Source organism: Paraburkholderia sp. 31.1 (genome assembly GCF_014397645.1).
GTDB lineage: Bacteria > Pseudomonadota > Gammaproteobacteria > Burkholderiales > Burkholderiaceae > Paraburkholderia > Paraburkholderia tuberum.
The window spans coordinates 102479-124528 of record NZ_VZQN01000016.1 but is presented as its reverse complement, the minus strand read 5'-3'; the positions used below and the strand labels follow the sequence as shown (position 1 = coordinate 124528).

Below are 22050 nucleotides of genomic sequence, written 5' to 3'. Positions count from 1 at the left end.
AGATGGTAGCGTGATGCCGCTTTACGCGGTCCGGATTTTGATTCTCGTGGTTCGACTTGACCCGCTACCGCGCCGGAACGAATTTCTACGGCAGCGCATGTGCCTTCCACACTCTTTTCTGCCCTGCGGCGGTTCACTGAATGAGCAGCAAACCACTCGTCGTCGATCTTGATGGAACTCTCATTCGCTCGGACGTCCTGATTGAATGCGGATTTGCTTTCACCCGATCCGCTCCCCATCGGTTCTACGAGCCGCTTCTGTGGCTCCTGCGCGGGGGCAAAGCCGGCCTCAAAGCCCGCTTGGCCGAAGCGACCGATATCGACGTCACCGTCCTGCCCTACGACGCCACGGTCATCGAGTGGCTGAAGGAAGAACGGGCCGCCGGGCGGTCGCTCGTGCTGGCGACCGCTAGCCATGAACGCTACGCGAAGGCGATTGCCGATCATCTTGGGCTATTCGACAAAACCTTCGCCACGCATAGCGACATCAATCTGTCCGCGCATCGCAAGCGCGACAGGCTCGTGGCCGAGTTCGGCGAGAAAGGCTTCGACTACGCGGGCAATTCGCACGACGATGTCGCAGTCTGGGCCGCGGCCGAGCGTGCTTATGTGATCAATCCGTCGAGTGGCGTAGAGCGCGCGGCCCGCAAGCAGGGCAACGTCGAGCGCGTCATCGACCAACGCTCCGCGTGGCCGAGAACGTGGGCGAAGTCGTTGCGACTGCATCAGTGGCTGAAGAATCTGCTGATTTTCGTTCCGCTGCTCGCGGCGCATCAACTGTCGGACGCCGCGCTGGTCATTGCCGCGCTCCTCGCTTTTTTTGCCTTCGGTGTCTGTGCGTCGAGCGTCTACCTGTTGAACGATCTGCTCGATCTCGAGGACGACCGGCATCATCCGACCAAGCGCAAACGCCCGCTTGCGTCGGGCGCGTTGCCGCTGGTTTGGGGCGCGGCGCTCTGTCCCGTTCTGCTGGTCGTGGGCGGCGCGATCGCGTGGTTCTGCCTGCCTCATCAGTTCGCGCTGGTTTTGCTTGGATATTACGTACTCACGCTGGCCTATTCGTTCCATCTGAAGCGGCGAGTCATGATGGACGTGGTGGTGCTGGCCTTGCTCTATACGACACGGATCATCGCCGGAAGCGCCGCGATCGATGCGCGGCTCACGTTCTGGCTGCTCGCGTTTTCGATGTTCATTTTTCTCAGCCTCGCGCTCGTCAAGCGGTATGCGGAACTGCACGCGTTGAAGGAGCGCGGCCTCGTGAAGTCACGCGGCCGCGGCTATGTCGCGAGCGATCTGCCGTTGATTTCGTCACTAGGCGCGGCCTCGGGCTATCTGTCCGTGCTGGTTCTCGCGCTTTATATTCAGGACGGCAATACGGCGAGCCTCTATCGGCATCCACAGTACATCTGGGTGGCCTGTCCTCTGCTGCTTTACTGGGTGAGCCGCACGTGGATCATCGCGCATCGCGGCTCCATGCATGACGACCCGATCATATTCGCGGCAAAGGACCGGAGCAGCTGGCTGATCATGGCCCTATGCGGTGCCGTGTTCTGGATGGCGATCTAGCCATGTCGAAAGTCCAGTCCTGGGGGCGCTATCCGTACGCGCTGCAAGAGTCCCATCCGATCGCCTGGCGTGATACGGCCGCGGCAATATGGCGAAGTGTCGGCGGCACGCAGCGCACGACACTTGCCTTCGGCAATGGGCGCAGTTACGGCGACAGTTGCCTCGCGTCGTCGGGGCACGTGATCCAGACGCTGCCGCTGGACCGGATGATTCTGGCCGACTGGCAAAACGGCGTATTGCGCGCTGAACCGGGCATGACGCTCGAGCAGATTCTCGACGTGGCGATTCCGCGTGGATGGATGTTGGCCGTGACGCCGGGGACGAAGTACGCGACGTTGGGCGGCGCGATCGCCAACGACGTGCACGGCAAGAATCACCATGTACGCGGCACGTTTGGCCGGCATGTGCGGCGTTTCTGCTTGCTGCGAAGCGACGGCACGCAGTTCGAATGTACGCCGGACCTCCACCCCGAGTACTTCACCGCGACGATCGGCGGCCTTGGTATGACGGGGCTGATCGCGTGGGCTGAAATCCAGCTGATGCCGATCAGGTCGAGCATGCTCGACGTGACCAGTATCCGCTTTGCCAACCTCGACGAGTTCTTCGCGCTGTCCGAACGGCTCGACGAACTGCATGAGTACAGCGTGGCGTGGGTGGACTGTCAGAGCCGCGATGCCGCGTTGGGCAGAGGCATTTTCATGGTTGGCGATCACGCCTCCGAGGGGGGGCTCGACGTCGAACGCCGCAAGACGCGTACGGTGCCGTTCACGTCGCCGATCCCCGTTTTCAACCGCCTGACCCTGCGCGCCTTCAACGAGTTGTACTACAGGCGGCAACGCGCGGACGCGGTTCGCTCGACGGTGAGTTACGACTCGTACTTCTATCCGCTCGACAGCCTGCTTGAATGGAATCGCATCTATGGCCGCTCGGGCTTCCAGCAGTATCAATGCGCCGTCCCGGCAGCCGTTGCGCGCGAGGCAACGCGGGCCATTCTCGACGCGATTGCCCGCAGCGGCACGGGGTCGATACTTGCCGTGCTGAAGCGCTGCGGCGCCATCAAATCGCCGGGCTTGCTGTCTTTTCCGCTCGAAGGCACCTCGCTCGCGCTCGACTTCCCGCAGCGCGAGGAATCGAATCGCAAGCTTTTCGACCGGCTGGATGCGATCGTGCGCGAGAGCGGCGGCCGTTTGTATCCCGCCAAGGACGCGCATATGTCGGGCGAAGATTTTCGCGCTGCCTATCCGCAGTGGGAACAGGTCGAAGCGCTGCGTGATCCGGCTTTGCTGTCACGCTTTTGGGAACGAACCACTCGAGTATGAAAAACATCGTTATCGTAGGCGCCACTTCGGCGATCGCCATTGCCTGTGCACGGCAATGGGCTAAACAGGGCGCGCGGTTCTTTCTCGTCGCGCGCAACATGGAGCGCCTCCAGCAGGTTGCCGACGACCTCAAGGCACGTGGTGCGCAACACGTGCTGTGTCAGCAGTTGGACATCGATCAGATCGGTGAACATGCCGCCATGATGCAGCGTTGTTCGGCCGAGTTCGGCGCGCTCGACATCGTGCTGGTGGCGCCGGGAACGCTGCCTGACCAGCAGGCCTGTCAGAACGATGCCGACGTCGCGGTCCGCGAGTTCAATACCAATGCCGTATCGATCATCGCGTTGCTGACGCGTTTTGCCACTGTGATCGAGCAGCAGCGGCGCGGCACGATCGCGGTCATTTCGTCGGTGGCCGGCGATCGCGGTCGCCAGTCGAACTATCTGTACGGCAGTGCAAAAGCAGCGCTCTCCGCGTTTTGCGAGGGCCTGAGGGCGCGCCTGTTCAAGGCGGGCGCGCATGTGCTGACGATCAAGCCTGGCTTTGTCGCGACGCCAATGACAGCGGGTCTTCCCTTGCCGGGACCGCTTGTTGCTACCGCGGACAAGGTCGCGGGCGATATCGTGCGCGCGGTGGAAAAGGGTAGGGATGTCATTTATACCCCGTGGTTCTGGTGGGGCATCATGCTGATCATTCGCTCTGTTCCTGGCCGCGTGTTCAAGCGGCTCTCGTTGTGATGCATTGCATGCATCACAACGGGTCTGCCGTGCTCGACGGCAACCGTCGCCGCCCAGCGAGCGCATGGCGCGGCGAATGTTCGTTCGACCTTCCTGACCTGGTGTGCCTTTCGTGAACTCCTCGGCAACTCCCATGAGCGCGTCGCGCCTCGTGATTTTTTACGCGATATTCGCGGCAGTTTCGATCGCCGCGAATATCGGTCTGCAGAAGCTCTCGCTGATCACCTATTCGGGAGCGTTCAGCGTGCCGCTGTCCGTGGTCGTCGGAACGGGTGGCGGGCTGGTGGTGAAGTTCCTGCTCGACAAGCTCTGGATCTTTCGATACCAGCATCGCGATCTGTCGCACGGCATACAGAGTTTTCTGCTGTACACGGTGATGGGGCTCGCAACTACGGCGATTTTCTGGGGCTTCGAATTCGGCGCGGACGCGATCTATCATTCCGAGCCTGCCCGCTTTACGGGCGGCGTGATTGGCCTCGTGATTGGTTACATAGTCAAATATAGGCTCGACAAGAAGTTCGTTTTTGCCTGATTCGGGCAATGCATTGATTTTTGTAGTTGCGCTGCCGCACGCGCGTAATCAGAAAATATTGACCAATGAACATGCAACGATTTAGACAGTACCTTTCGGAGAACGCGCTTCTACTGGTGGTCACCATTGCCGTGGGTGGTTATCTCGCGTGGCAGACGCGCAACTTTCAGCTCGATGATTCGCTGATCTATCTGCGATATTTGCGCAATCTGTTTGACGGGCAAGGGCTCACCTACAACGCGGGCGATCGCTTCAACGGGCTCACGTCGCCGTTGTATTCCTACTTGCTGATCGTGGCGAACGTCGTGGCCGGTAATTTGCAATATACGACGATCTTTTTGTCGTTCGTGTTCCTGTGCGCGGCCGCGATCACCGGAGCGCATCTGCTGGCGAGCGGAAAATACGAACAGACGCTGTGCGCGCTGATCGTTGTTTCCTTCAATTATTTTTACGACACCTTTGGGATGGAGACTTCGCTGTTTCTGTTCCTCTCCGCGCTCGCGTTGGTGCTCTATCGCAGGGAGCAATTTTTCGGTCTGGGTGTGGTGCTGGGCCTGCTGTTCATCACGCGCAGTGAAGGTGTGTTCCTTGGCCTCGTCGTGGTCGTCGATTACTTCATCAGGAACAGAAAACTGCCTCATGTTAAGTATTTGGTCGCGCCGGTCATTCTGCTCGCGGCCAATTTCATATTTAACTACTACTACTACGGCGCGTTTCTTCCGGCCACCGGCAATGCGAAGCTCGGACAGGGCAAGTCGGGGTACTGGGGCGAGGGACTGATTTTTCTCCACGTGCAGTACATGAAGGACGCTTTCTTCGGGGGTGACTTCCGGCTGCTCGCGTTCATGCTGCCGATCGGTCTCGTCGGTGTGCTGTCGAGTCTCGGCAAGAGGATCGCGTGGCTCGTCATTCTCTATCTCGTGCTGCTGGCTTCGTTTTATGTGTTTCTGCATATTCCGAATTACCACTGGTACTACGCACCATTCTTCTTCTTCGGCTTGTTGTTTGTTGGTGTCGGCGCGTGGAGAGTGCTCAGCTTCACGTACGAGCGGTCCCGGGAGAGCTCTGTTTTCCTCTCGCTGTTCTCCTGTGGACACATTCAATTTCGCTGGTTACCGCCTGCTACGGCGCAGTGACGCCGCGCGGACGCAGCAGCAGATTCAAACATGCGCGAAAGGGCCGCGGACCTGATGAGCCCTGCAACACTCGTTGGGAACTCATGCCTGCCGGCTTGAGGCAATAACGGCCGACTCGATGTTCGAGTCGGCTGTGGATTTCTGCTCATCTTTTTGTCCAAAAAAATACTGAATTACGGGTATGCAGCGAGAAAAACCCCGCCTCTTCCCATTGCTCGTGTTTTTATGCGCGTTGCTGCTCATGTGGTATCGGGCGCCTCAGCGCATCGAGCACGGCTTTCTGTGGGCCGAAGACGCCACGATCTTTATCGCGCAAGCGCACGAACTGGGTATCCGGTCATTCGTCCAGGGCTATTCCGGCTATTGGCATGTCGTTCCGCGTCTGGTCGCGTGGCTGCAGATGAAAACGACGCCAATCGACGAGGCGCCGTACTTTTTCATGTGGGCGTGTGCGTTGATCACGGCCGGGTCGAGCGCCTACATGGCTCACGCGTTTCGAATCTTCTCGCGTCCCATCGCCGCACTTCTCGCACTCGGACCTCTGCTGGTCCCGCAGACGGGCGAGACGCTGCTGAACGTTACGAATATTCAATGGATACTGCTTCCGGCGCTCATCGTTCTGCTGTGGGAAAACCTGTTCAATCCGCCGACATCCTGGTATAGCGTTCGGGCCTTGGCGGCTGCGGTCATTGCGTTGACAGGCCCCTTTGGCATCATCACGTTCGGCCCGACCGTGCTGGCTTGTATCTATGCGCGGCGTCGTGGGAAGTTTTCATATCGTCAGACTGGATTTCTGGCCGTCTACACCGCGGGCATAGCGGGGCAGGTTTATGCGGTCGCAACGAACGCCTCGCCGCCGCTCGACTTCGGTCCGGCGCCGTATGTGTGGCGTTATGGCTCCCGGATGATCCGCGAGCTGTTTTGCAGTCTGCTGCCGTCCCCGGATAGCATTCCGCTAATCGCCGGCTTGATCCTGGCGATCGTATTGGTGTTCGTCGTGGCGAGATCGCGAGCGGTTTTTGCCTGTCTGCTGCTCGCGCCGATGGCGGGCATCATCTGGTTGCTCGGCGCCGCGAGATCGAATCCGTACTCGGTACACATGGAGTGGTACGGCTTCGGTGCCCGGTACATCTATCCTGCCTTGCTGTTCTTTTTCTGGGCCGCGCTGCTGTCGATCGCAACGTCGAGTTCGAAGCTGTCGCGGGTATTAGCGGGGGGATTCGCCGTCGTTATCCTGCTGGCCAGCGCTACGAGATTTCCCGCGTCGGAATGGCCAATGTGGAACATTACGGCGAACGACAAGGGGCATATGCTAAAGGTCGCGCCGAACTGGGCAGTACAGATTCCTGCTAGCCCGCCCGGCCATTAGGTCATCGAGCGTTTCCCCGTCTCGATCGTTACCTCGCTTCAATGGCGACCGGAGCGGCAGCCTGAGCCTCGGGGGCCGGCCGCAAGGCCCGCCCCTCCCGCCACCCATATTGAAGGTAATGCTGACCCGCGTTCACGCCCGCCGCCGCCACGTCCGTATTGACGGCGAGATATTCCTGCTCGTTGAAACCCGGCGGCAATTCGACCGCTACGTCCGGGTCCAGTTCGCTGGGCTGTCCGCTCACGCGCGGCGTGCTCTTACGGGCGTTCGGTCCTGCGCATAGCTCCTTGAGTTTGCGATGCGTGCGCCAGAACGGCACGGCCGGCGTCGCGTCGCTGGCCTCGCGCTCCATTCGCCGCCAGCTGTCGGCAATATATTCGCGATCGCGCGAGCGCCTCATCACGACAGAAAACTCGATATCGTTGTGCAGCGTGTCGTTGAAATCTTCACAAGCGAAATCGATCAGCTCCATTTCGCAAAGATCGGCGATCAGTTTTGCAAACGAGCGCGGCGTGAAAACCCAGCAGTGAACGTCGTGATAGGTGTCGTTTTCGAAGGCGTCGCGTGCGAGATGTAGCGCGCCTTGCCATGTGTGATGCCGCTTGACCGAGTGCGGGTCGATCCGCTTTTGCCACGCTTCGTGGGCCGAGACATCCGCGGCGGACAGGCAATGATCGAGCAGCGAGTAGGGCTGCGGTACCCGCGCACGGGCGATATAGCTGGCCAGTACTTCGGGCAGGCGGCTTTCGCGGCGGAAATAGTCGAAGGTGAAGCGCCGGTCGGGAACCACGAGACGCACTTCGCCGGTCGGTTTGAGGACCGCGGCCAGCTCTCTGAGCCACGTCACCGGATCTGGAACATGCTCGACGACATGAGAGGCCACCACGTAGTCGACATAGCGGCCCTTGATCGCTTCGTGCAGCGTATTGCGCCCCCATACCGCATCGACATCGACGATCTCATTGACGTCGAGATTAGGATCGTCCCTGTACTTCTCTCGCAGGTGCGGCGTGTCCGTGTGGTCGACGTAAATGATCTCGCCGCCGTCGCTGCGTCGCACGAGAGGCCAGCAAAGCGGGCCTATTTCCACGCCGACGCTTTCCTTGACGTTCAGGCCTTTCAGCAAACGGCAACGCCGCTTATCTCGAAATTCATCGATGCTTGGAGCATTGTCTTCCTTCGCCATGTTGCCTCCTCGTATTGGACGGCACAGCTTCCAGTTATGACCGATGTTCACTGCATTACGCGAGACCCCTTACACCATCAGGTATGCATCTGCACCTTGATGGAGTCCGAACTTTTGTCGCTGGCCAGACGAAAGGCCTCGTCGACGTCGTCGAGGCTCAGGTCGTGCGTGATCATGGCGCGCAACGTGTCGCCCTTGCGCGCCAGCAGATCGATCGCGAGCGCGAAGTCGTGCTGACCGTCGATATAGCCGTAGCAGTTCGGCAGATGAATCGTCAGTTCCTTGATGTGCGGTTTGATGATTTCGATGTTCCTGAAGCCGTGATCGAAGGCACCGAGCACGCACACGTGGCCGAGCGGGCGCACGAACTGACAGGCGAAGTCGAACGTGTCGGCCGTTCCGCCGACCGCTTCGATCGCGTAGTGCGCGCCCAATCCGCCGGTTGCCTGTTCGACCATGGCGAGCGCTTCGGCGCGATCGGCCGGCAGGATCGCAGTGGCGCCCATCGCCAGCGCCGCGCGCGCCTGAGCCGCGTGTCTTGCGACCACGTAGACATTTTCACTGCCAGCGTCCAGCGCCGCGGCGAGTGCCGCGAGGCCGATCGTGCCGGCGCCGATCACGACGCCGACCGAGCCGCGCGCAATCGGCATCTTGCGGCACCCGTGGATGCCGACCGCCACCGGCTCGACGATGGCGCCGAGCTGATCGTCGACGGCATCGGGCAGCGGGAACACGCCCGATTCCTTGGTGCGCACGTATTCGGCAAAGCCGCCGCCGAACGGAAATTCGCGCGCGCGGCAGTGAATCGGCGTGCCGAGCTTGCAGTACTCGCATTTGCCGCACGCGGTGCCCATCACCATGTCGATCGTCACGCGCTGGCCGACACGCACGCTTGTCACGCCCTCGCCGATCTCGACCGCGGTGCCGCTCAGTTCGTGGCCGTTCGGAAAGCTTTGATGAACGTCGACGTTCCGGTAAGCGTGCAGATCGCTGCCGCAGATACCGACGCTCGCCACCTTGACGATCACGGTGCCGGGTAGCAACTCAGGTACCGGGATGCGGCCGACCTTCATCGCGCGCACCCCGTCTTGCAAGCCGGCTCGCATGGACGCGCCTTCGGTGCGATGCTCGAGCGCGTTCGTCGAAGTCATCTATCAATCTCCGCAAAATGTGAGACGTTTGCGCCGCGGCGCCTAACGTGTCTTTCGAATCCAGAAGCTCGCGCCGGGATTGCGCATGAAGAGCGGCATCCGCGCGTTCATCAGGTCCGCATGGAAGTGTCCCATGAACGTATTCATCAGGACAACTTCGAACGCGCTGTTGTACTGGAGGAAGGCGCGCAGCAGATAGGCTTCGTTCCACGCGCGGCCTTCGTAGATCCACTGCGGCGGGTATTCGAGCGGCAGGAACACGTCGTGAAAGTGTATGTGCACGCCGGGCGCGAGGATCGGCAGTATCTCGAAGACGATGCGGTTCACGTCGCTGCCGATCTTGCTCACGTGCGACGAATCGACGAACAGTATGTCGTTCGCTTCGAGCTCCGCGAATACGGACAGGTCGACGTCCTGCGCGAGCGACTTGACGATCTTCGAGGTGACCTTGTCTTTCTCGGTCAGCAACGACAGCAAGCGTTCATTGTTCGGTTCGACGAAGGTGCACTGGATCTGGCCGTCGAAGAACAGGTCGTTGGTATCGAGCGAAACGGCGGACGAAAAACCCGAGCCGATCTCGACGATGCGGCGCGGCCGCAGGTGGCGAATCATGCAGTACAGCGACGTCGCGTCGCCATACGAGAACATCACGTTCTCGAAGTAGAAGCGCAGACCGTCTTTCTTGTGCGGCTCGAACGGCATTTCGCCGTAGTACTTGTCGGCGAACTCGCCGACGAGCCGCACCTGCGCCGCTTCGTTGAACTCGATGCCGGGCAGCGTGCGCGAGACGTTACCGAACAGCCGTGCTTCATTCTGTTTGATGTCGGGGATCGACGGGATCGGCGAATAGTAGTGGCCTGGAGGCACGTCGCCGAGATTCGAAAAGTGCGGAATATTGACCTGAAGCGCGTCGCGATACTTGTCCCGTTCAGCGATCAGTTCTGCAATCTCGGGATGCTGCGCGGCAAGTGAATCGAGAAGCTCGGGCGATGCCGACATCTTGTTTCTCCGCTTGAAAGAATGTGCGAAAAGCCATGACAGAACAGCGAATTCATACCGATATGCCGACTGGCTGGCGAGCCGGCCCTCCCGGCCGGCCAGTCTATCGTACCCCCAGTATTCTGCACGTCCAACATTTCCTGATGTTCCGACATGAGCCCGCATTTACCGTTACTTACAAATTTTTCGTCGTAGCAATCGGCACAGCCGCGAGGCCAAGGGTCATGCGCCGTCCGTTTTCCGTGGATACCGCGCGTGAGTCGCGAGTGCGCGGCGGTCATCGTTTCGTAAGCCACGTAAGCCGACGAAAGCATGCAGCAGGGTGCTCTGCGCGTCGCTCGTGGGCGATCGTCTGCGTTACGATTTGGCGTAAAATCGAGCCCCTGCCGATAATAGTCCGCGCCTGTTTCACAGGTCGCGCGAACGCGTGAATTCCGCACCGTCCGGCGGACGGCAGCAGCGCCCACGATACGGGACGATTCGGGACGGAGCCCGCAATATGCATTTTAAAATTCTCCTGACCACTCACAGTACCGCGTTCATGACGAGCGGTGGTGGTGAGTCGGAACTCGTGCAGGTCGCCGAACTTCTCAACGATTCGGATGTACAGGCCGACATTTACGGCATTCGCAGCCGGCCGCTACGCTTTTACGACGCGGTGATGCACTTCTCCGTCCATGCGGACGGCGAAGCGATCGTTCGCGAAACGGTGAATCAGGGCAAGAAGCTGTTCCTGTGGCCGAACGTCTGGTGGTTGAGCGCGCCCGACCCGGCGGAAATCAGCCGCATCGAGGCGTTCGTGCAGCGTGCCGAGCGGCTACTGTTCAAGTCCTCCGCCGAACTCGCGCACTTCAACAGGTGCATCACGGTCGATCCAGGTAAATGCGTGGTGGTGGGCTCCGGCATATCCGACCGGTTCCTGCTGCCGGCCGACAAGGATTTGCTCCCCACGGTCTGCGACGTCTCGGACTACGTGCTGTGCCTCGGCTTGATCGAGCCGATCAAGAATCAGCTCGAACTGATCCGCGCACTGAACCAGCTCGACATGAACGGCCTGATGGTCGGCGGTTTCAGGGACGAGGAGTATTACCGGCAGTGCGTTCGCGAAGCGCGTCGCGGTATTCATTTCCTGCCGTTCATCCAGCCCTGCAGCGCGCTGTTGCGCTCCGCGCTCGCCAGCGCGATGGTAGTGGCGGAGCCGAGCCTCGATCCGCCCGGGCGCTCGTGCCTCGAAGGCGCGTTCGTGAAGCAGCCGCTCGTCATGGTTGATGGGGATTGGCAGCGCGAGCACTTCGACGACAATGTCTGGTACGCGGCTTCTACCCGCGCGCCGGACATCGTTCCCGCCATTCAGGCTGCCCTGACCGACCCGGACAGGGACGAAAAGATTGAAAGTAACTACGAACGCGTCTATGCACGGCACTCGTCGAGCACGGTAGCAGCAGACCTAATCAGACACCTGATCGATGCCGGCCTCACAAATTACTAAGATTCCCCGACTGCTCGTCGTTCAGCGGCGCTCCATGACCGATGGCCGAATGAATTCGCGCACCATCGGCGCGCGCTTCGCGCCTTTGCTTTCGTACATGCAGCGCCATCGGTTGATCGAATGGGAGCAGATCTCGGAGGCGGACGTTGGCGTCAGCCATCTGCATCGCTTCGACGTCGTGCTGTTCAACAAGCACGTGTCGAATCTGTCGCTGAAGATCATGCGGATGGCCAACGAACTCGGTCTTCATACGATTTACGATCTCGACGACTGGCTGCTCGATCTGCCGTCGTGGAGCGTGCTCGAAATGAACGAGGACGTGCTCTACAACGTGCTCGCGATGATTCGCGAAGCGAGCGCGGCCACGGCGTCGAACTCGCTGTTGCAGGAGCGCATGCGCAAAGTGCGGCGCTCGGACGACGTGCTGATCATCCCGAACGGTTTCGACGATCAGGCGTTCGACCTGTCGCCGGAACTGTGGACTGAAACCCAGCCGCCGAAGATCATCTTCTCCAATCTCGACGGCATCAAGCTCGTGAGCTTTCGCAAGGAGTTTTTCGGCACCTTGCGCAGTTTTCTCGCGCGCCACGAAAACGTGTCGATCGACTTCTGGGGCGATCCGTTTCCGGAGCTCAACGCGATTGCCCGCATGACGCATCGCGGCAGCCGCGGCAACCTCGAATACAAGAAGGCCATTCGCGACGAAGGCTACACGTTCGCGATCGTGCCGCTCGGCGCCGAAGAGGATCCGGAGACGCTGTTTTTCAACTCGTGCAAATCGCCGATCAAATACGCGGACTACGGCAGCCTCGGCATCCCGAGCATCTATTCGGATTGCCCGACCTACCGCGAGAACGTCAAACATCGTGAGACGGGATACATTGCGTCGAACACGGCCGAGAGCTGGGCACGAGCGCTGGAGGACATGCTGGGCGACCCGCAGCTTCGCCAGTCGATCCGCCGCAATGCCTACGCCGACGTGTTCGACCGTTTCAGCGTGCGACGCATTTCGTCGATGTTCCTGAAGGCCTTGCCCGACCCCAAGCCTTAAAGCAGCTAACACCTATGGATCTTCTTCTGATTCGCCACGGCCAATCGCACGCCAACGTGGCTGGCCTGTTGAACTCGACCGAGCAGGACGAGTTGACCGAGCATGGCCTGCAGCAGGCCGCGAAGCTACGCACGCTGATGGAAAGTCACGGTTTCGCGCCCGACCGCGTTTTTTCGAGCCCGTGGCGGCGCGCGTTGCAGACCACTGAAGTGCTGTTCGAGGACAACGGCGACTGGACCGTCGACGCCCGTCTCGGCGAAACCAATGCGGGGCGGTTCGCGACCTGGAAGGCCGAAGATTTTCGTCTGGCGTTTCCCGACTGGGGCAAACATCTGTCGGACCGTTACGAGGGCGGCGAGTCGCATCTCGAACTGGCCGCGCGTTCGGTGAACTGGCTCGAGGAGGAGGTGCTGCGGCACGCTGAGCAGCCTGGCCTGATCGCCGCCGTGTGTCACGCGGGACCGATCTCGGTGATCTCGCAATACCTGCTGAACGTGCCGTTGTCCCGCTTTCCCAACGTGCTGGTGCCGAATGCATCGCTCACGCTGTTCCGGCGCAACGTGCATACCGGAAACTATTATCTGCAGATCGCAGGGCTGTCATGAGTGCATCGATCAAGATCTTCGAGCCGCTTTACGCGCCGGGACAGGTCCTGTCCGAACAGGCTTTTCATTCGCTCGAACTGCGCGATAACGCGCACGCCGCGTGGCGCGAGTTTTATATTCTCGTCGACATGTACCGCAAGGGTATGCATCGGCAGCAGCAGATCACCGGTCTTTTTTCGCCGAAGTTCGCGCTGAAGGCGCGCATGGACGGCAGCCGGTTTCTGGAGTTCGTGCAGGCCAATGCCGACGCCGACGTCTGGATGATCAATCCGTTTCCGCAACTCGCGTATTTCTCGTACACCGCGTGGATGCAGGGCGAGCATGCGCATCCGGGACTCGTCGAGCGCAGCCAGCAACTGCTCGACGCCTGCGGCATCGCGTGGAATCTGCGTGAGGCGCCCCGTCAGTCGCCGCACACGCTGTGCTATTGCAATTTCTGGGTCGGTTCGCAGTCGTTCTGGGAAAGCTACGTCGGCAAGGTGCTTGAGCCGATTGCCACGTTCCTCGAAACGCAGAGCGGCACCGAGGCCGCGCGCGGGGTGCTGGAGCCCACGATCCACTCGGACGACGCACCGTTCCTGCCATTCGTTGCCGAGCGTCTGTTCAGCACGTATCTGTCGCTGCATCCCGAACTGAAGGTGGCGGCCTATCCGATCGAAGGCGATCGGGTGCTGGACTATTGCGTCAGCGATTTCGAAAAAGATATCGTGCGCTACATGCAAAAACCGATCGACGCGGCGGATCGCGCGCCGGTCTTTCCACCCGAGCAGATTGCGTTGATGGACTTGCTGTGCACGCTATCGCAGAAGTACGTGCGCGCGCATTTCTCGTTCACGCCGCATCCGCATACGGGGCAACCGATCGACTTCGACAGGACCGGCAAGCCGCCAGCGAACGAATGAGGCGGCGCGATCGGGTTGGATCGCGCCGATGTGCGCCGGGATGCGTTGGCGAGTGGCGGCGCTGACTATCTATCTCTTTTCAGCGAAACGGCCGCCGTACCTGCGCGCGCATGCGTCGACGCGGCTGCCATGCCGACCCCGGCGCCGATGAAGATGTTGCGCCATACCTCGTCGCTGGCACGTTGCAGCACACCGTCGGCGTGTTTGACGAAGGCCGTGTCGATCGGACAGCGGCCGTGGGTCTGGCCGAGGCGCTGCGTGATCACGGGTATCCAGGCGGCGAGTTCGGCATGGGCGTCGAACACGCAGTCGGGCGGGCAAATCTCCTGAGCGGCCGTGCCGCCACGTACGAATACGGGCTTGCCGTAATGCATCGCTTCGAGCACCGGCACGCAGAAGCCTTCGTGGCGGCTCATCGCGAGCAACGCGTGGGTGGATTCGTAGCACTCGAACAGATCGGCGTCGTCGAGCATGCCCTTGAAGTCGACCTGCTCGAGCACGCCGAGACGCCGCGCGTGATTGATCAGAAATTTCAGGTAATCGTAGTTCGGCGTGCTGCCGACGATGCTCAGCGTCGCGCCGAAATCACGCTGCTTCAGCAGCGACAGAATCTCGATGCCGTCCTCGATGCGTTTATGCGGCACCACGCGGCCCACCATCAGCAGGTTCGGCTCAGGGCGCTTGCGGCCCTTGCGCGGTCCTTCGCGCCGGAACACGTACATGTCGGGAAAGATCGGCGGCACGACCTTGATGGCGTCCGCCGCGACGATGCCGGCGAGGCTCGCCGCCGTGCTGCGCGAATTCGCGACGACGGTGTCGAAGTGCGCGAGCAGCGGCAGTTGCGCGAGTGCTTTCTCGCACAACTGTGCGGTGCGCGGTTCGAGCGCGCGCAGCAACTGCGGGTCCGTCACGCCGTGGATGTAGCAGATCTTCCTGCAATCGAGCGCGAGTGTCCGCTCGAGGTACGGATCGTAGATCGAGTAACTCAGCAGAACCACATCGTCGCGAGTGACCTCTTCGAATAATGCGTCAAGCGGGCGCACTCCATTCGTTCCCTCCTCGAAACCGCTTGCATACAGCTCGGCCCTCATGCCGAGACGTTCAGCCATGCGTACGAAACCGATGCAGTGGTTACCCACCGCATCGCCCGAGAAAATGTCCGGAGCACATACCCGCAGCGTCATATCGTCTTCGCCTCCGCAATGTCGTTCAACCGTCGCGCATACGCGCGTGCGACTGCCTCAACTGAGTAGTCGCGCTCGATGCGCGCCTTCCCCGCCAGTGCGATGCGCTCACGCAGTGGCGCATCGTCGATCATGCGTTTGAGCTGTTCCGCCGCGATCGATACCTCCGCATCGCACCAGTACTGACCTTCGGCGAACAGGTAGTCGCCGGGGCGCAGCGGCACGAGTTCGCCATCCACGAGGAACGCGGTGTCGGGTTCGCAAAAGTCGACGTTGCCCGAGAAGTTCGTGACCACGACCGGCTGCCCCAACGCCATCGCCTCCGCGATCACGCGGCCGAAGCCTTCGCTACGGTGCAGCGAAATGTAGGCGTCGCAGCAGGCCATGAAGTCGGTCGAGTCCTGGCGGCTCAGGCGCTCGGACACGATGTGAATGCGGCTATCGCCCGCGACAAGGTCGAGCACGGCGCGCCACACCGGGTCGTCGTCGCGCACGTTCATCGCCTTGATGACGAGCCCGACGCCCGGCGAGCTCTCGCCGAACGCCTGCTTGAACGCCTGCACGCCGGCGAGCGGATTCTTGCGGCTCAGCCACGAGTTGCCGTCGAACATCAGGTAGAACAGGAACTCGTTGGCCGGCAGGCCAAAGCGCTCGCGCTTCGGCGCGAGCGGCGCGGGGACCTCGACCGCCATCGGCATCTGGTAGACCGGCGTGTTGCCGAGCCGGCTGTAGACGCTCTGCACGAAGCGGCTCTGCGCCCAGATTTCGTCGACCATCTGATGCACGTTGCCGAACGCGTTCGGCCAGTGGGGCAGTTCCCATGGCCATGCGCCGATCTTGTGCGTGGGCGCGTCGATCAGGCTGCGGCCGCCTTCCAGCGCGAGCCGCACCATTTCGGGCGCCGGCAGGCAGATCAGGCTGATGTTGTACTTGAGCTCGTCGCTGATCAGATGATCGACCGAGTGTTCGAGGCGCGCGGGTCCCGCCATCGGCGCATTGAGCAGCGTGACCGGCGTCGACGACAGTTGCAGTACGCGGGCGGCCATGCGCGCGTCTTCGCCGAGGCCCAGCACGCCTTGCGGGAAGCCGATGATGTTGACGCCGAAGTCGTAGCCGATGCCTTCGACGCGCGCGTGATAGCGCGCGGGCTCGTGCGCGTCGTCATCGGCTTCGTCGTCGGGGCTGTCGGTCCAGCGCACCTTCAGCGAGCCGACCAGCGGATATTCCGTCGACGCCCATTCGTTCCACCAGCGCACGAGCTGGTCGCGGCCATCCGCGGTGTTCAGGTCGTACACTTCGCGCAGATCCGGGCGGTCATTCGCGATCATCGTCAGGAAGCGCGGCAGCAAGGTGTCGTCCGCCGGCTGCTCGTCGTCGATTCTCGCGAGCTCTTCGGCCAGATGAGTCGGCGTCCACTTGATCGCGTAGTACTCGTCGTGCCCGTGCTTGTCCCACCAGGAGATGAAGCCGAGCCGTTCGCTGAAGCTGTTCAGGTTGAACGATGCCTGCAGGTCGGGCCGCTCGTTCCAGATCAGCAGCAGAAAGCGCGGCAGCAGCGGCAGCGCGCTTTGCTCGCCGGCTTGCGCGCCGAACAGGCTGTCGGGCAACGGCGGGATGGCCCAGTGAAGCGCCGGATACTGGTGCTGCCCGTGTTCGATCCACCACGACAGGCACTTCAGACGCCCGGTGAAGGTGTCGAGCGAGCAGAGCTCCTGCAGATCCTGGCGCTCGTCATGCAACAGCCGCAGGAAGCGCGGCACCGGCAGCCAGTCGGCGTGCGTGCCCCATTCGGGCTCGAACATCAATGCGGGTGTGGTGGGCGGCACCCATTCGCCCTCGCGTTCTTCGGCGAGATGCGTCGGCGACCATTCGATCGCGTAGTACTCGCTGTGCCCGTGCTTTTCCCACCACGAAATGAACGCGAGCCGCTCGCGGAAGCTGCTCAGGTTGAACGACGCCTGCAGGTCGGGCCGCTCGTTCCAGATCAGCGGCAGAAAGCGCGGCAGCAGCGGCAGCGCGCCTTGCTCGCCGGCTTCCATCCTGAACAGGGTGTCGGGCAACGGCGGGATGCCCCAGTGAATCGCCGGATACTGATGCTGCCCATGCTCGATCCACCACGACAGGCACTTCAGGCGCCCGGTGAAGCTGTCGAGCGAGCAGAGTTCCTGCAGGTCCCGGCGCTCACCGTGCAGCAGCCGCAGGAAGCGCGGCACCGGTAGCCAGTCGGCGTGCGAGCCAAATTCGGGCTCGAACATCACGGCGGAGGGCGTGGGCGGCACCCATTTGATCGCGTGGTACTGATGCTGGCCGTGTTCGATCCACCACGACAGACAGCTGAGCCGCCCGCGGAAGGACTGCAGCGTGAAGGTCGCCTGCAGGTCCGGCCGGTCCTTGTAGATCTCGCACAGGAAGCGCGGCACGTAAGGGCCACCGTCCGCGGGAGGCGCTTCGGGCTCGAGCATGAAGCCGCCGATCGGCGGCTGCGACCACTTGATGCGCGGATACTCGCGCTGGCCGTGGTCTTCCCACCAGCTGAGCGCGTTGAGCCGCGAGGTGAAGCTGTTCAGATTGAACGCGCTGCGCAGATCGGGCCGCTCGGTCGTGATCAGCGCGAGGAAGCGCGGAAACGGCATCGCGCTGGAGTCGGGCGCGTCGATCGGTTCCAGCAGCCCGGGCCACGCGATCGGCGGACGCCACGTCACGCGCGGGCAGGTGAGCTGACCGTACTGCTCCCACCAGTCGAGGCAGTTCAGATAGCCGGTCAGCGTGTTCAGGTTGAATGCCTGGGACAGATCGCCGCGATTGCGCACGACCGTCGTCATCAGCTTCGGCAATTGCAGGCCGGCTTCTTCGAGCACGGTGACGGGCTCGTGCAGCGTCTCGCTCAGATGCTTCGCATCGAGCACGCTCGGTTTGGTCGAGCCGAGCCAGTACGTGACGGCGTCCGGATGCCGCTCGATCAGCGTGTCGTTGTCGAGCTGACGCAAATATTCGAGGTCTTCCTGTCGCAGCACCCAGTTGAAGTCCGGATACGTTTCGCGCGCCGACATTTCCCACCAGAAATACAGCGTGACGCGGTCATCCAGCACTTTGGAATTGAAGCGCGCGAGATCGGCTCTGAACTTCATCAGAAAGTAGATCGCGCTCGGCAGGCAGAACAGTTCCCCCGGCGATGGATGGCGGTACTCCGCCAGCCATCCGGTCTTGTTTTTTTTGGGTCCCAGATTAATCAAGATTTGCAATCCTTGAAGGCCAAGCAAAGGAAAAATCGTCGGCAGTCAGTGTCAGATTGGGTGAATAGCAGGGATCGTTCATCAACAGATGCTCCCAGCGCTGTCTGACCAACTCAGATTCCTGGTTGAAGCGGCTGATTTTTTCCGGTGTGTCTTCGGCGCCGCGGGTTGCCGATTCGTGATGATAAAGCTCCGCGTAGGGCGTCCACACATTGCGGTAGCCCGCTTGCCGCACACGCAGGCAAAAATCGATGTCGTTGTAAGCGACGTGTAACTGTTCGTCGAGGCCGCCGACTTCCTTGTAGATCGACTGGCGAATCAGCAGGCACGCGGCGGTCACCGCGCACATCACGTTGCGCAGGCGTGCGCGCGCGAAGTAGCCGGGGTGCGAATTGGGGAAATGCTTGTGCGCATGGCTCGCGATACCGCCGACGCCGAGCACCACGCCGCCATGCTGGATCGTGTCGTCCGGATACAGCAGTTTTGCGCCGACCGCGCCGACATTCGCCTGCAGCGCGACCGACACCATTTCCTCGAGCCAGTCGGCGTTGATCACTTCGATGTCGTTGTTCATCAGACAGACGAAGTCCGCCGTGCTCGCGAGCGCGACGCGGTTGTTCAGCGCCGAGTAGTTGAACGGCGAATCGTCGCGCACGACCTTGATGCGCTCGTCCTCTTGCAGGCGCGCGAACAGGTCGTGCGTTTCCTGCTTGAGCGAGCCGTTGTCGATGATCGTGATGCGCAAGTTCGGGTAGCTCGATTTCTGCCGCACCGATTCCACGCATTGCTCGACGAGTCCGGCGGAATCGCGCGTCGGAATGATGATCTCCACCGACGGCAGCACCTCGGGCAAGTCGTACACGACCTTGTTGAAGGCGTCCGTGCCCGGCGCGTGCTCGGTGTGGGCGTTGATGCCGTTGCGCGCGAGGTGTTCGTCGAGCGCGCGCATCGCCGCGATATGCGCGTACGGCTTGGCTTCATGGCCGGCCGCCGTGCTCTCGGGGATCATGCGCCAGTGGTACAGCGCGCGCGGCACGTGATACACCGTGTGATGACCCGCGCGATCGATCACGCGCAGCGCGAGGTCGTAGTCCTGCGAGCCTTCGAAGCCGGTTCTGAAGCCGCCGACCTCCTTCATGACCGAAGTCTTGTAGACGCCGAAATGCGAGATCATGTTCTGGCTCAGGAACAGATCGTAGTTGAAGTCGCATTTGAAGTACGGGTCCGAGCGGACCCCGTCGATCGAGATCTTGTCTTCGTCGCTGTAGATCACCGTCGCGTCCGGATGCGCGTTGATCAGCTCGGCGACGCAGTAGAGCGCGAGCGGATGCAATTCGTCGTCGTGGTCGAGCAGGCCGACGAATTCGCCGACGGCAAGCTCGAGCGCCGTGTTGCTGGAGCTGCTGATGTGGCCGTTCGTCGTGCGGTACGCGACCTTGATGCGGGGATCTTTGGCGGCGTAGCTGTCGAGCACCTGCTTGACCTCGGGGTTCGTCGAGCAGTCGTCGGCGATGCAGAATTCCCAGTTTTCGTAGACCTGGTCGACGACCGAATCGATCGCCATGCGCAGCCACCTGGCCGGCGTGTTGTAGGTCGGCATCACGATGCTGATCAGCGGTTGCAGCGCCCACGCCTTCGAGCGCGCGCGCAGTTCCGGGTAATGCGACGCGGGCGGCTCGTGCCGCTCGATCCATTCCTGATACGTGTGACCCACGGTTGGCGCCGGCGCGGGCTGAGCGCCGCCGCCCCACGACGCCATCCGGCGCGCGCGTTCGAGCAGTTCCGTCGGGCAGTCGGCGTCGGCCACCAGTTCGACGTTGAAGCCGGTGATCGAAAACAGTCCCGCGCGCGCGATCGGATCGAGGCGCAACGGACCGACGAGCGGCGGAAACGCGACGACCTGATCCACCTTGCCGTCAGCGTCGACCACGAGGCCGATCGTCGCGTGCTCCGACATGCCCGCGCCCGCGTCGAAATAGATCATGCACGGCGAGGCCGGCATGTCTTCTTTCGCGAGCTCGAACGAAATACGCGCGGCGCGACCCGACAGCTCTTCCCATCCCGTCAGCTCGAACTGCGGATCGCCGTTCGTCGCGTTCCAGGCGAACCCGGAATTCGAGGACGCCTCGACGTTATTCAAGGGACGAAGTTCGAAGTTCTTCATGAGGTTCTTCACGAGGTTCGTCACGGGTTTTGTCATTTCGTCAGCAGGGAATCGTAGAGGTCTTTCAAGGGCGACAGGACGGCCTGCCAGGTCAGATCGCGCGTCGGAGCAGCGGCAGCGCCGCGCGGTTGCGCGAGCGCCGCGCGAATCGATCCGGTGATGCTGTCGACGTCGAACGGATCCAGGTAGGCAACGTGCTGCGCGAAATATTCCTGGGTAGAGCCAACTTTTGTCACCGCGATGCGGGCGCCGGCGGCATGCGCTTCGAGCGCGGCGAGCCCCGGCGTTTCGAGCGTGCTCGGCAGCACGAACGCTTCGCAGGCCGCGTAGGCGGAGCGCAGCAGCGGCGAATCGTGGGGCAGCGTGCCGGCGTAGACGACCTGCGCGCCACCCTCGTCGAAGCATGCCTTCGCATACTCGGGATCGCGCTGATGGCCGATCAGGACAAGCTTCAGGTCGGGGAACGACTTCATCGCCCGGATCAGCGCGAGCTGGTTCTTGCGCGGCTCGATGTTGCCGATGTCCAGGATGAAGCGGCCCTCGATGCCGGATTCACAGCGAAACGGCTCCGCCGCGACCGGCTCGTAAAAGCTCTGTTCGACGCCGTTCAACACGCTCGCGAACTTCTCGCGCGGCAGATCGAAGATGCGAGCGAGCGTGTCGCATTCGATCTCGGAGTTCGCGACCACGCGGTCCGCGAGAGAAAACTGATGATGGATTTCGCCGATCGGATAGAGATGCCTGGTTTCCTCCGTCACCCACAGACTCGACGACACGACGAGCGGCAAGCCGAGTTGCTTGACGAAGTTGCAGAAGTGCACCGAGCCACCGACGCACGAGAAGAAATGCACCACGTCGTGTTCTAGAAAACGCGGCTTCCACGGATCGAACAGCGTAACGTCGACGCCATGCGCGGGCAGATGCTTGTGATACGCAAGCAATTGGATTTCTCCGCCGCCGGGGGTATGGAAAGCCATCGGGTAGGTGGCGAACAGCACTTTCATAGGTGGGACTCTAGTCGCTCAAACAGTTCTTTTCTTCAGACCAGCACGTCGCGGCACGCCGCTGCGCGTAACGCGCGAACATGGCGGCGAGACCGGCAGGTTTCGGGGCATTCACGTGGATGCTCGCCGCGCGCTTGCGCGGCCTTCAGGCGCGGACTTGCCGGTGCGCGGGCCGGGGCCCGAGCGCACGGCCAGCGAGCAGGCCGGCGTGTGCTGTTGTCGAGCACGTCGGATCGATACCACGAATTCCACATGCGCGAATATGTTTGAGTTGTTACGAAGTGTACGAACGACGCGCCAGCAGGCGCAGGTCCGTTTTATTATCACGGCCCGAATACAATACGTTCCCAGCCAGACTTCCTGAGAAAGCACCGCCGATGCCAGATTGTAGCGTGTCTGATCCGCCTTTCCCGCCGTTTGCGGC

General features: G+C 61.6%; 17 protein-coding genes. 10 read left to right on the top strand and 7 right to left on the bottom strand.

The features are described 5' to 3' along the window. Positions 1-140: 140 nt before the first annotated feature. The 6 genes from F6X37_RS14790 to F6X37_RS14765 all read left to right on the top strand — a co-directional run bounded on the left by F6X37_RS14790 (position 141) and on the right by F6X37_RS14765 (position 6658). Entirely contained in the window at positions 141-1565 is a 1425-nt protein-coding gene (locus F6X37_RS14790; RefSeq protein WP_187611844.1) for a UbiA family prenyltransferase, read from the top strand. Between the two features lie 2 nt (positions 1566-1567). Next, positions 1568-2884: an FAD-dependent oxidoreductase gene (locus F6X37_RS14785; RefSeq protein ID WP_187611843.1), complete on the top strand. Its 1317-nt coding sequence runs from the start codon at positions 1568-1570 to the stop codon at positions 2882-2884. Further along, entirely contained in the window at positions 2881-3621 is a 741-nt protein-coding gene (locus F6X37_RS14780; RefSeq protein ID WP_187611842.1) for an SDR family oxidoreductase, read from the top strand. The genes F6X37_RS14785 and F6X37_RS14780 overlap by 4 nt, the downstream gene beginning before the upstream one ends. A 133-nt stretch (positions 3622-3754) precedes the next feature. Next, entirely contained in the window at positions 3755-4153 is a 399-nt protein-coding gene (locus F6X37_RS14775; protein WP_184038521.1) for a GtrA family protein, read from the top strand. Between the two features lie 71 nt (positions 4154-4224). Further along, complete coding sequence (locus tag F6X37_RS14770; protein WP_262419919.1) at positions 4225-5289, top strand: hypothetical protein; 1065 nt, start codon at positions 4225-4227, stop codon at positions 5287-5289. A gap of 481 nt (positions 5290-5770) precedes the next feature. Further along, positions 5771-6658, top strand: coding sequence for a hypothetical protein (locus tag F6X37_RS14765; protein ID WP_187611841.1), 888 nt, complete (start codon positions 5771-5773; stop codon positions 6656-6658). A 28-nt stretch (positions 6659-6686) separates the two neighbouring features. On the opposite strand, the gene F6X37_RS14760 is transcribed toward F6X37_RS14765, so the two are convergent. From F6X37_RS14760 to F6X37_RS14750, 3 genes are all read right to left on the bottom strand, one after another. Next, the gene (locus tag F6X37_RS14760; protein ID WP_187611840.1) at positions 6687-7844 is read right to left on the bottom strand and encodes a methyltransferase domain-containing protein; all 1158 of its coding nucleotides are present in this window, start codon (positions 7842-7844) and stop codon (positions 6687-6689) included. A 77-nt stretch (positions 7845-7921) separates the two neighbouring features. Next, a complete protein-coding gene (locus tag F6X37_RS14755) occupies positions 7922-8995 on the bottom strand; it encodes a zinc-dependent alcohol dehydrogenase (protein ID WP_187611839.1) in 1074 nt (357 codons plus the stop codon). 42 nt (positions 8996-9037) lie between these two features. Continuing rightward, positions 9038-9994, bottom strand: a complete 957-nt coding sequence (locus F6X37_RS14750; RefSeq protein WP_187611838.1) for a class I SAM-dependent methyltransferase — start codon at positions 9992-9994, stop codon at positions 9038-9040. A gap of 427 nt (positions 9995-10421) precedes the next feature. On the opposite strand from F6X37_RS14750, the gene F6X37_RS14745 reads away from it, so the two are divergent. The 4 genes from F6X37_RS14745 to F6X37_RS14730 are packed head-to-tail and all read left to right on the top strand — an operon-like array spanning position 10422 to position 14041. After that, positions 10422-11483, top strand: a complete 1062-nt coding sequence (locus tag F6X37_RS14745; RefSeq protein ID WP_410451353.1) for a glycosyl transferase family 1 — start codon at positions 10422-10424, stop codon at positions 11481-11483. A 49-nt stretch (positions 11484-11532) separates the two neighbouring features. Next, positions 11533-12534, top strand: coding sequence for a glycosyltransferase (locus tag F6X37_RS14740; protein WP_262419918.1), 1002 nt, complete (start codon positions 11533-11535; stop codon positions 12532-12534). Positions 12535-12548: 14 nt separating this feature from the next. After that, entirely contained in the window at positions 12549-13139 is a 591-nt protein-coding gene (locus F6X37_RS14735; RefSeq protein ID WP_187611836.1) for a histidine phosphatase family protein, read from the top strand. Then, positions 13136-14041: a hypothetical protein gene (locus tag F6X37_RS14730; RefSeq protein WP_187611835.1), complete on the top strand. Its 906-nt coding sequence runs from the start codon at positions 13136-13138 to the stop codon at positions 14039-14041. Before F6X37_RS14735 ends, F6X37_RS14730 begins: the two co-directional genes overlap by 4 nt. Positions 14042-14106: 65 nt before the next feature. Here the strand turns inward: F6X37_RS14730 and F6X37_RS14725 are convergent, their stop codons facing one another. The 4 genes from F6X37_RS14725 to F6X37_RS14710 are packed head-to-tail and all read right to left on the bottom strand — an operon-like array spanning position 14107 to position 21626. After that, positions 14107-15225, bottom strand: a complete 1119-nt coding sequence (locus F6X37_RS14725) for a glycosyltransferase (RefSeq protein WP_187611834.1) — start codon at positions 15223-15225, stop codon at positions 14107-14109. After that, complete coding sequence (locus F6X37_RS14720) at positions 15222-18458, bottom strand: glycosyltransferase family 4 protein (RefSeq protein WP_187611833.1); 3237 nt, start codon at positions 18456-18458, stop codon at positions 15222-15224. The genes F6X37_RS14725 and F6X37_RS14720 overlap by 4 nt, the downstream gene beginning before the upstream one ends. Next, positions 18451-20658, bottom strand: coding sequence for a glycosyltransferase family 2 protein (locus F6X37_RS14715; protein ID WP_187611832.1), 2208 nt, complete (start codon positions 20656-20658; stop codon positions 18451-18453). Before F6X37_RS14715 ends, F6X37_RS14720 begins: the two co-directional genes overlap by 8 nt. Then, positions 20655-21626, bottom strand: coding sequence for a glycosyltransferase (locus tag F6X37_RS14710; protein WP_187611831.1), 972 nt, complete (start codon positions 21624-21626; stop codon positions 20655-20657). Before F6X37_RS14710 ends, F6X37_RS14715 begins: the two co-directional genes overlap by 4 nt. Between the last annotated feature and the right edge of the window lie 424 nt (positions 21627-22050).

What these genes read in the sequence shown, in the direction of transcription:
- F6X37_RS14735 (WP_187611836.1), top strand. Translation starts at nt 12,549, where the DNA reads ATGGATCTTCTTCTGATTCGCCACGGCCAATCGCACGCCAACGTGGCT.
- F6X37_RS14730 (WP_187611835.1), top strand. Translation starts at nt 13,136, where the DNA reads ATGAGTGCATCGATCAAGATCTTCGAGCCGCTTTACGCGCCGGGACAG.
- F6X37_RS14760 (WP_187611840.1), bottom strand. Translation starts at nt 7,844, where the DNA reads ATGGCGAAGGAAGACAATGCTCCAAGCATCGATGAATTTCGAGATAAG.
- F6X37_RS14715 (WP_187611832.1), bottom strand. Translation starts at nt 20,658, where the DNA reads ATGACAAAACCCGTGACGAACCTCGTGAAGAACCTCATGAAGAACTTC.
- F6X37_RS14750 (WP_187611838.1), bottom strand. Translation starts at nt 9,994, where the DNA reads ATGTCGGCATCGCCCGAGCTTCTCGATTCACTTGCCGCGCAGCATCCC.
- F6X37_RS14740 (WP_262419918.1), top strand. Translation starts at nt 11,533, where the DNA reads ATGAATTCGCGCACCATCGGCGCGCGCTTCGCGCCTTTGCTTTCGTAC.
- F6X37_RS14785 (WP_187611843.1), top strand. Translation starts at nt 1,568, where the DNA reads ATGTCGAAAGTCCAGTCCTGGGGGCGCTATCCGTACGCGCTGCAAGAG.
- F6X37_RS14710 (WP_187611831.1), bottom strand. Translation starts at nt 21,626, where the DNA reads ATGAAAGTGCTGTTCGCCACCTACCCGATGGCTTTCCATACCCCCGGC.
- F6X37_RS14765 (WP_187611841.1), top strand. Translation starts at nt 5,771, where the DNA reads ATGGCTCACGCGTTTCGAATCTTCTCGCGTCCCATCGCCGCACTTCTC.
- F6X37_RS14790 (WP_187611844.1), top strand. Translation starts at nt 141, where the DNA reads ATGAGCAGCAAACCACTCGTCGTCGATCTTGATGGAACTCTCATTCGC.
- F6X37_RS14770 (WP_262419919.1), top strand. Translation starts at nt 4,225, where the DNA reads ATGCAACGATTTAGACAGTACCTTTCGGAGAACGCGCTTCTACTGGTG.
- F6X37_RS14755 (WP_187611839.1), bottom strand. Translation starts at nt 8,995, where the DNA reads ATGACTTCGACGAACGCGCTCGAGCATCGCACCGAAGGCGCGTCCATG.
- F6X37_RS14725 (WP_187611834.1), bottom strand. Translation starts at nt 15,225, where the DNA reads ATGACGCTGCGGGTATGTGCTCCGGACATTTTCTCGGGCGATGCGGTG.
- F6X37_RS14775 (WP_184038521.1), top strand. Translation starts at nt 3,755, where the DNA reads ATGAGCGCGTCGCGCCTCGTGATTTTTTACGCGATATTCGCGGCAGTT.
- F6X37_RS14780 (WP_187611842.1), top strand. Translation starts at nt 2,881, where the DNA reads ATGAAAAACATCGTTATCGTAGGCGCCACTTCGGCGATCGCCATTGCC.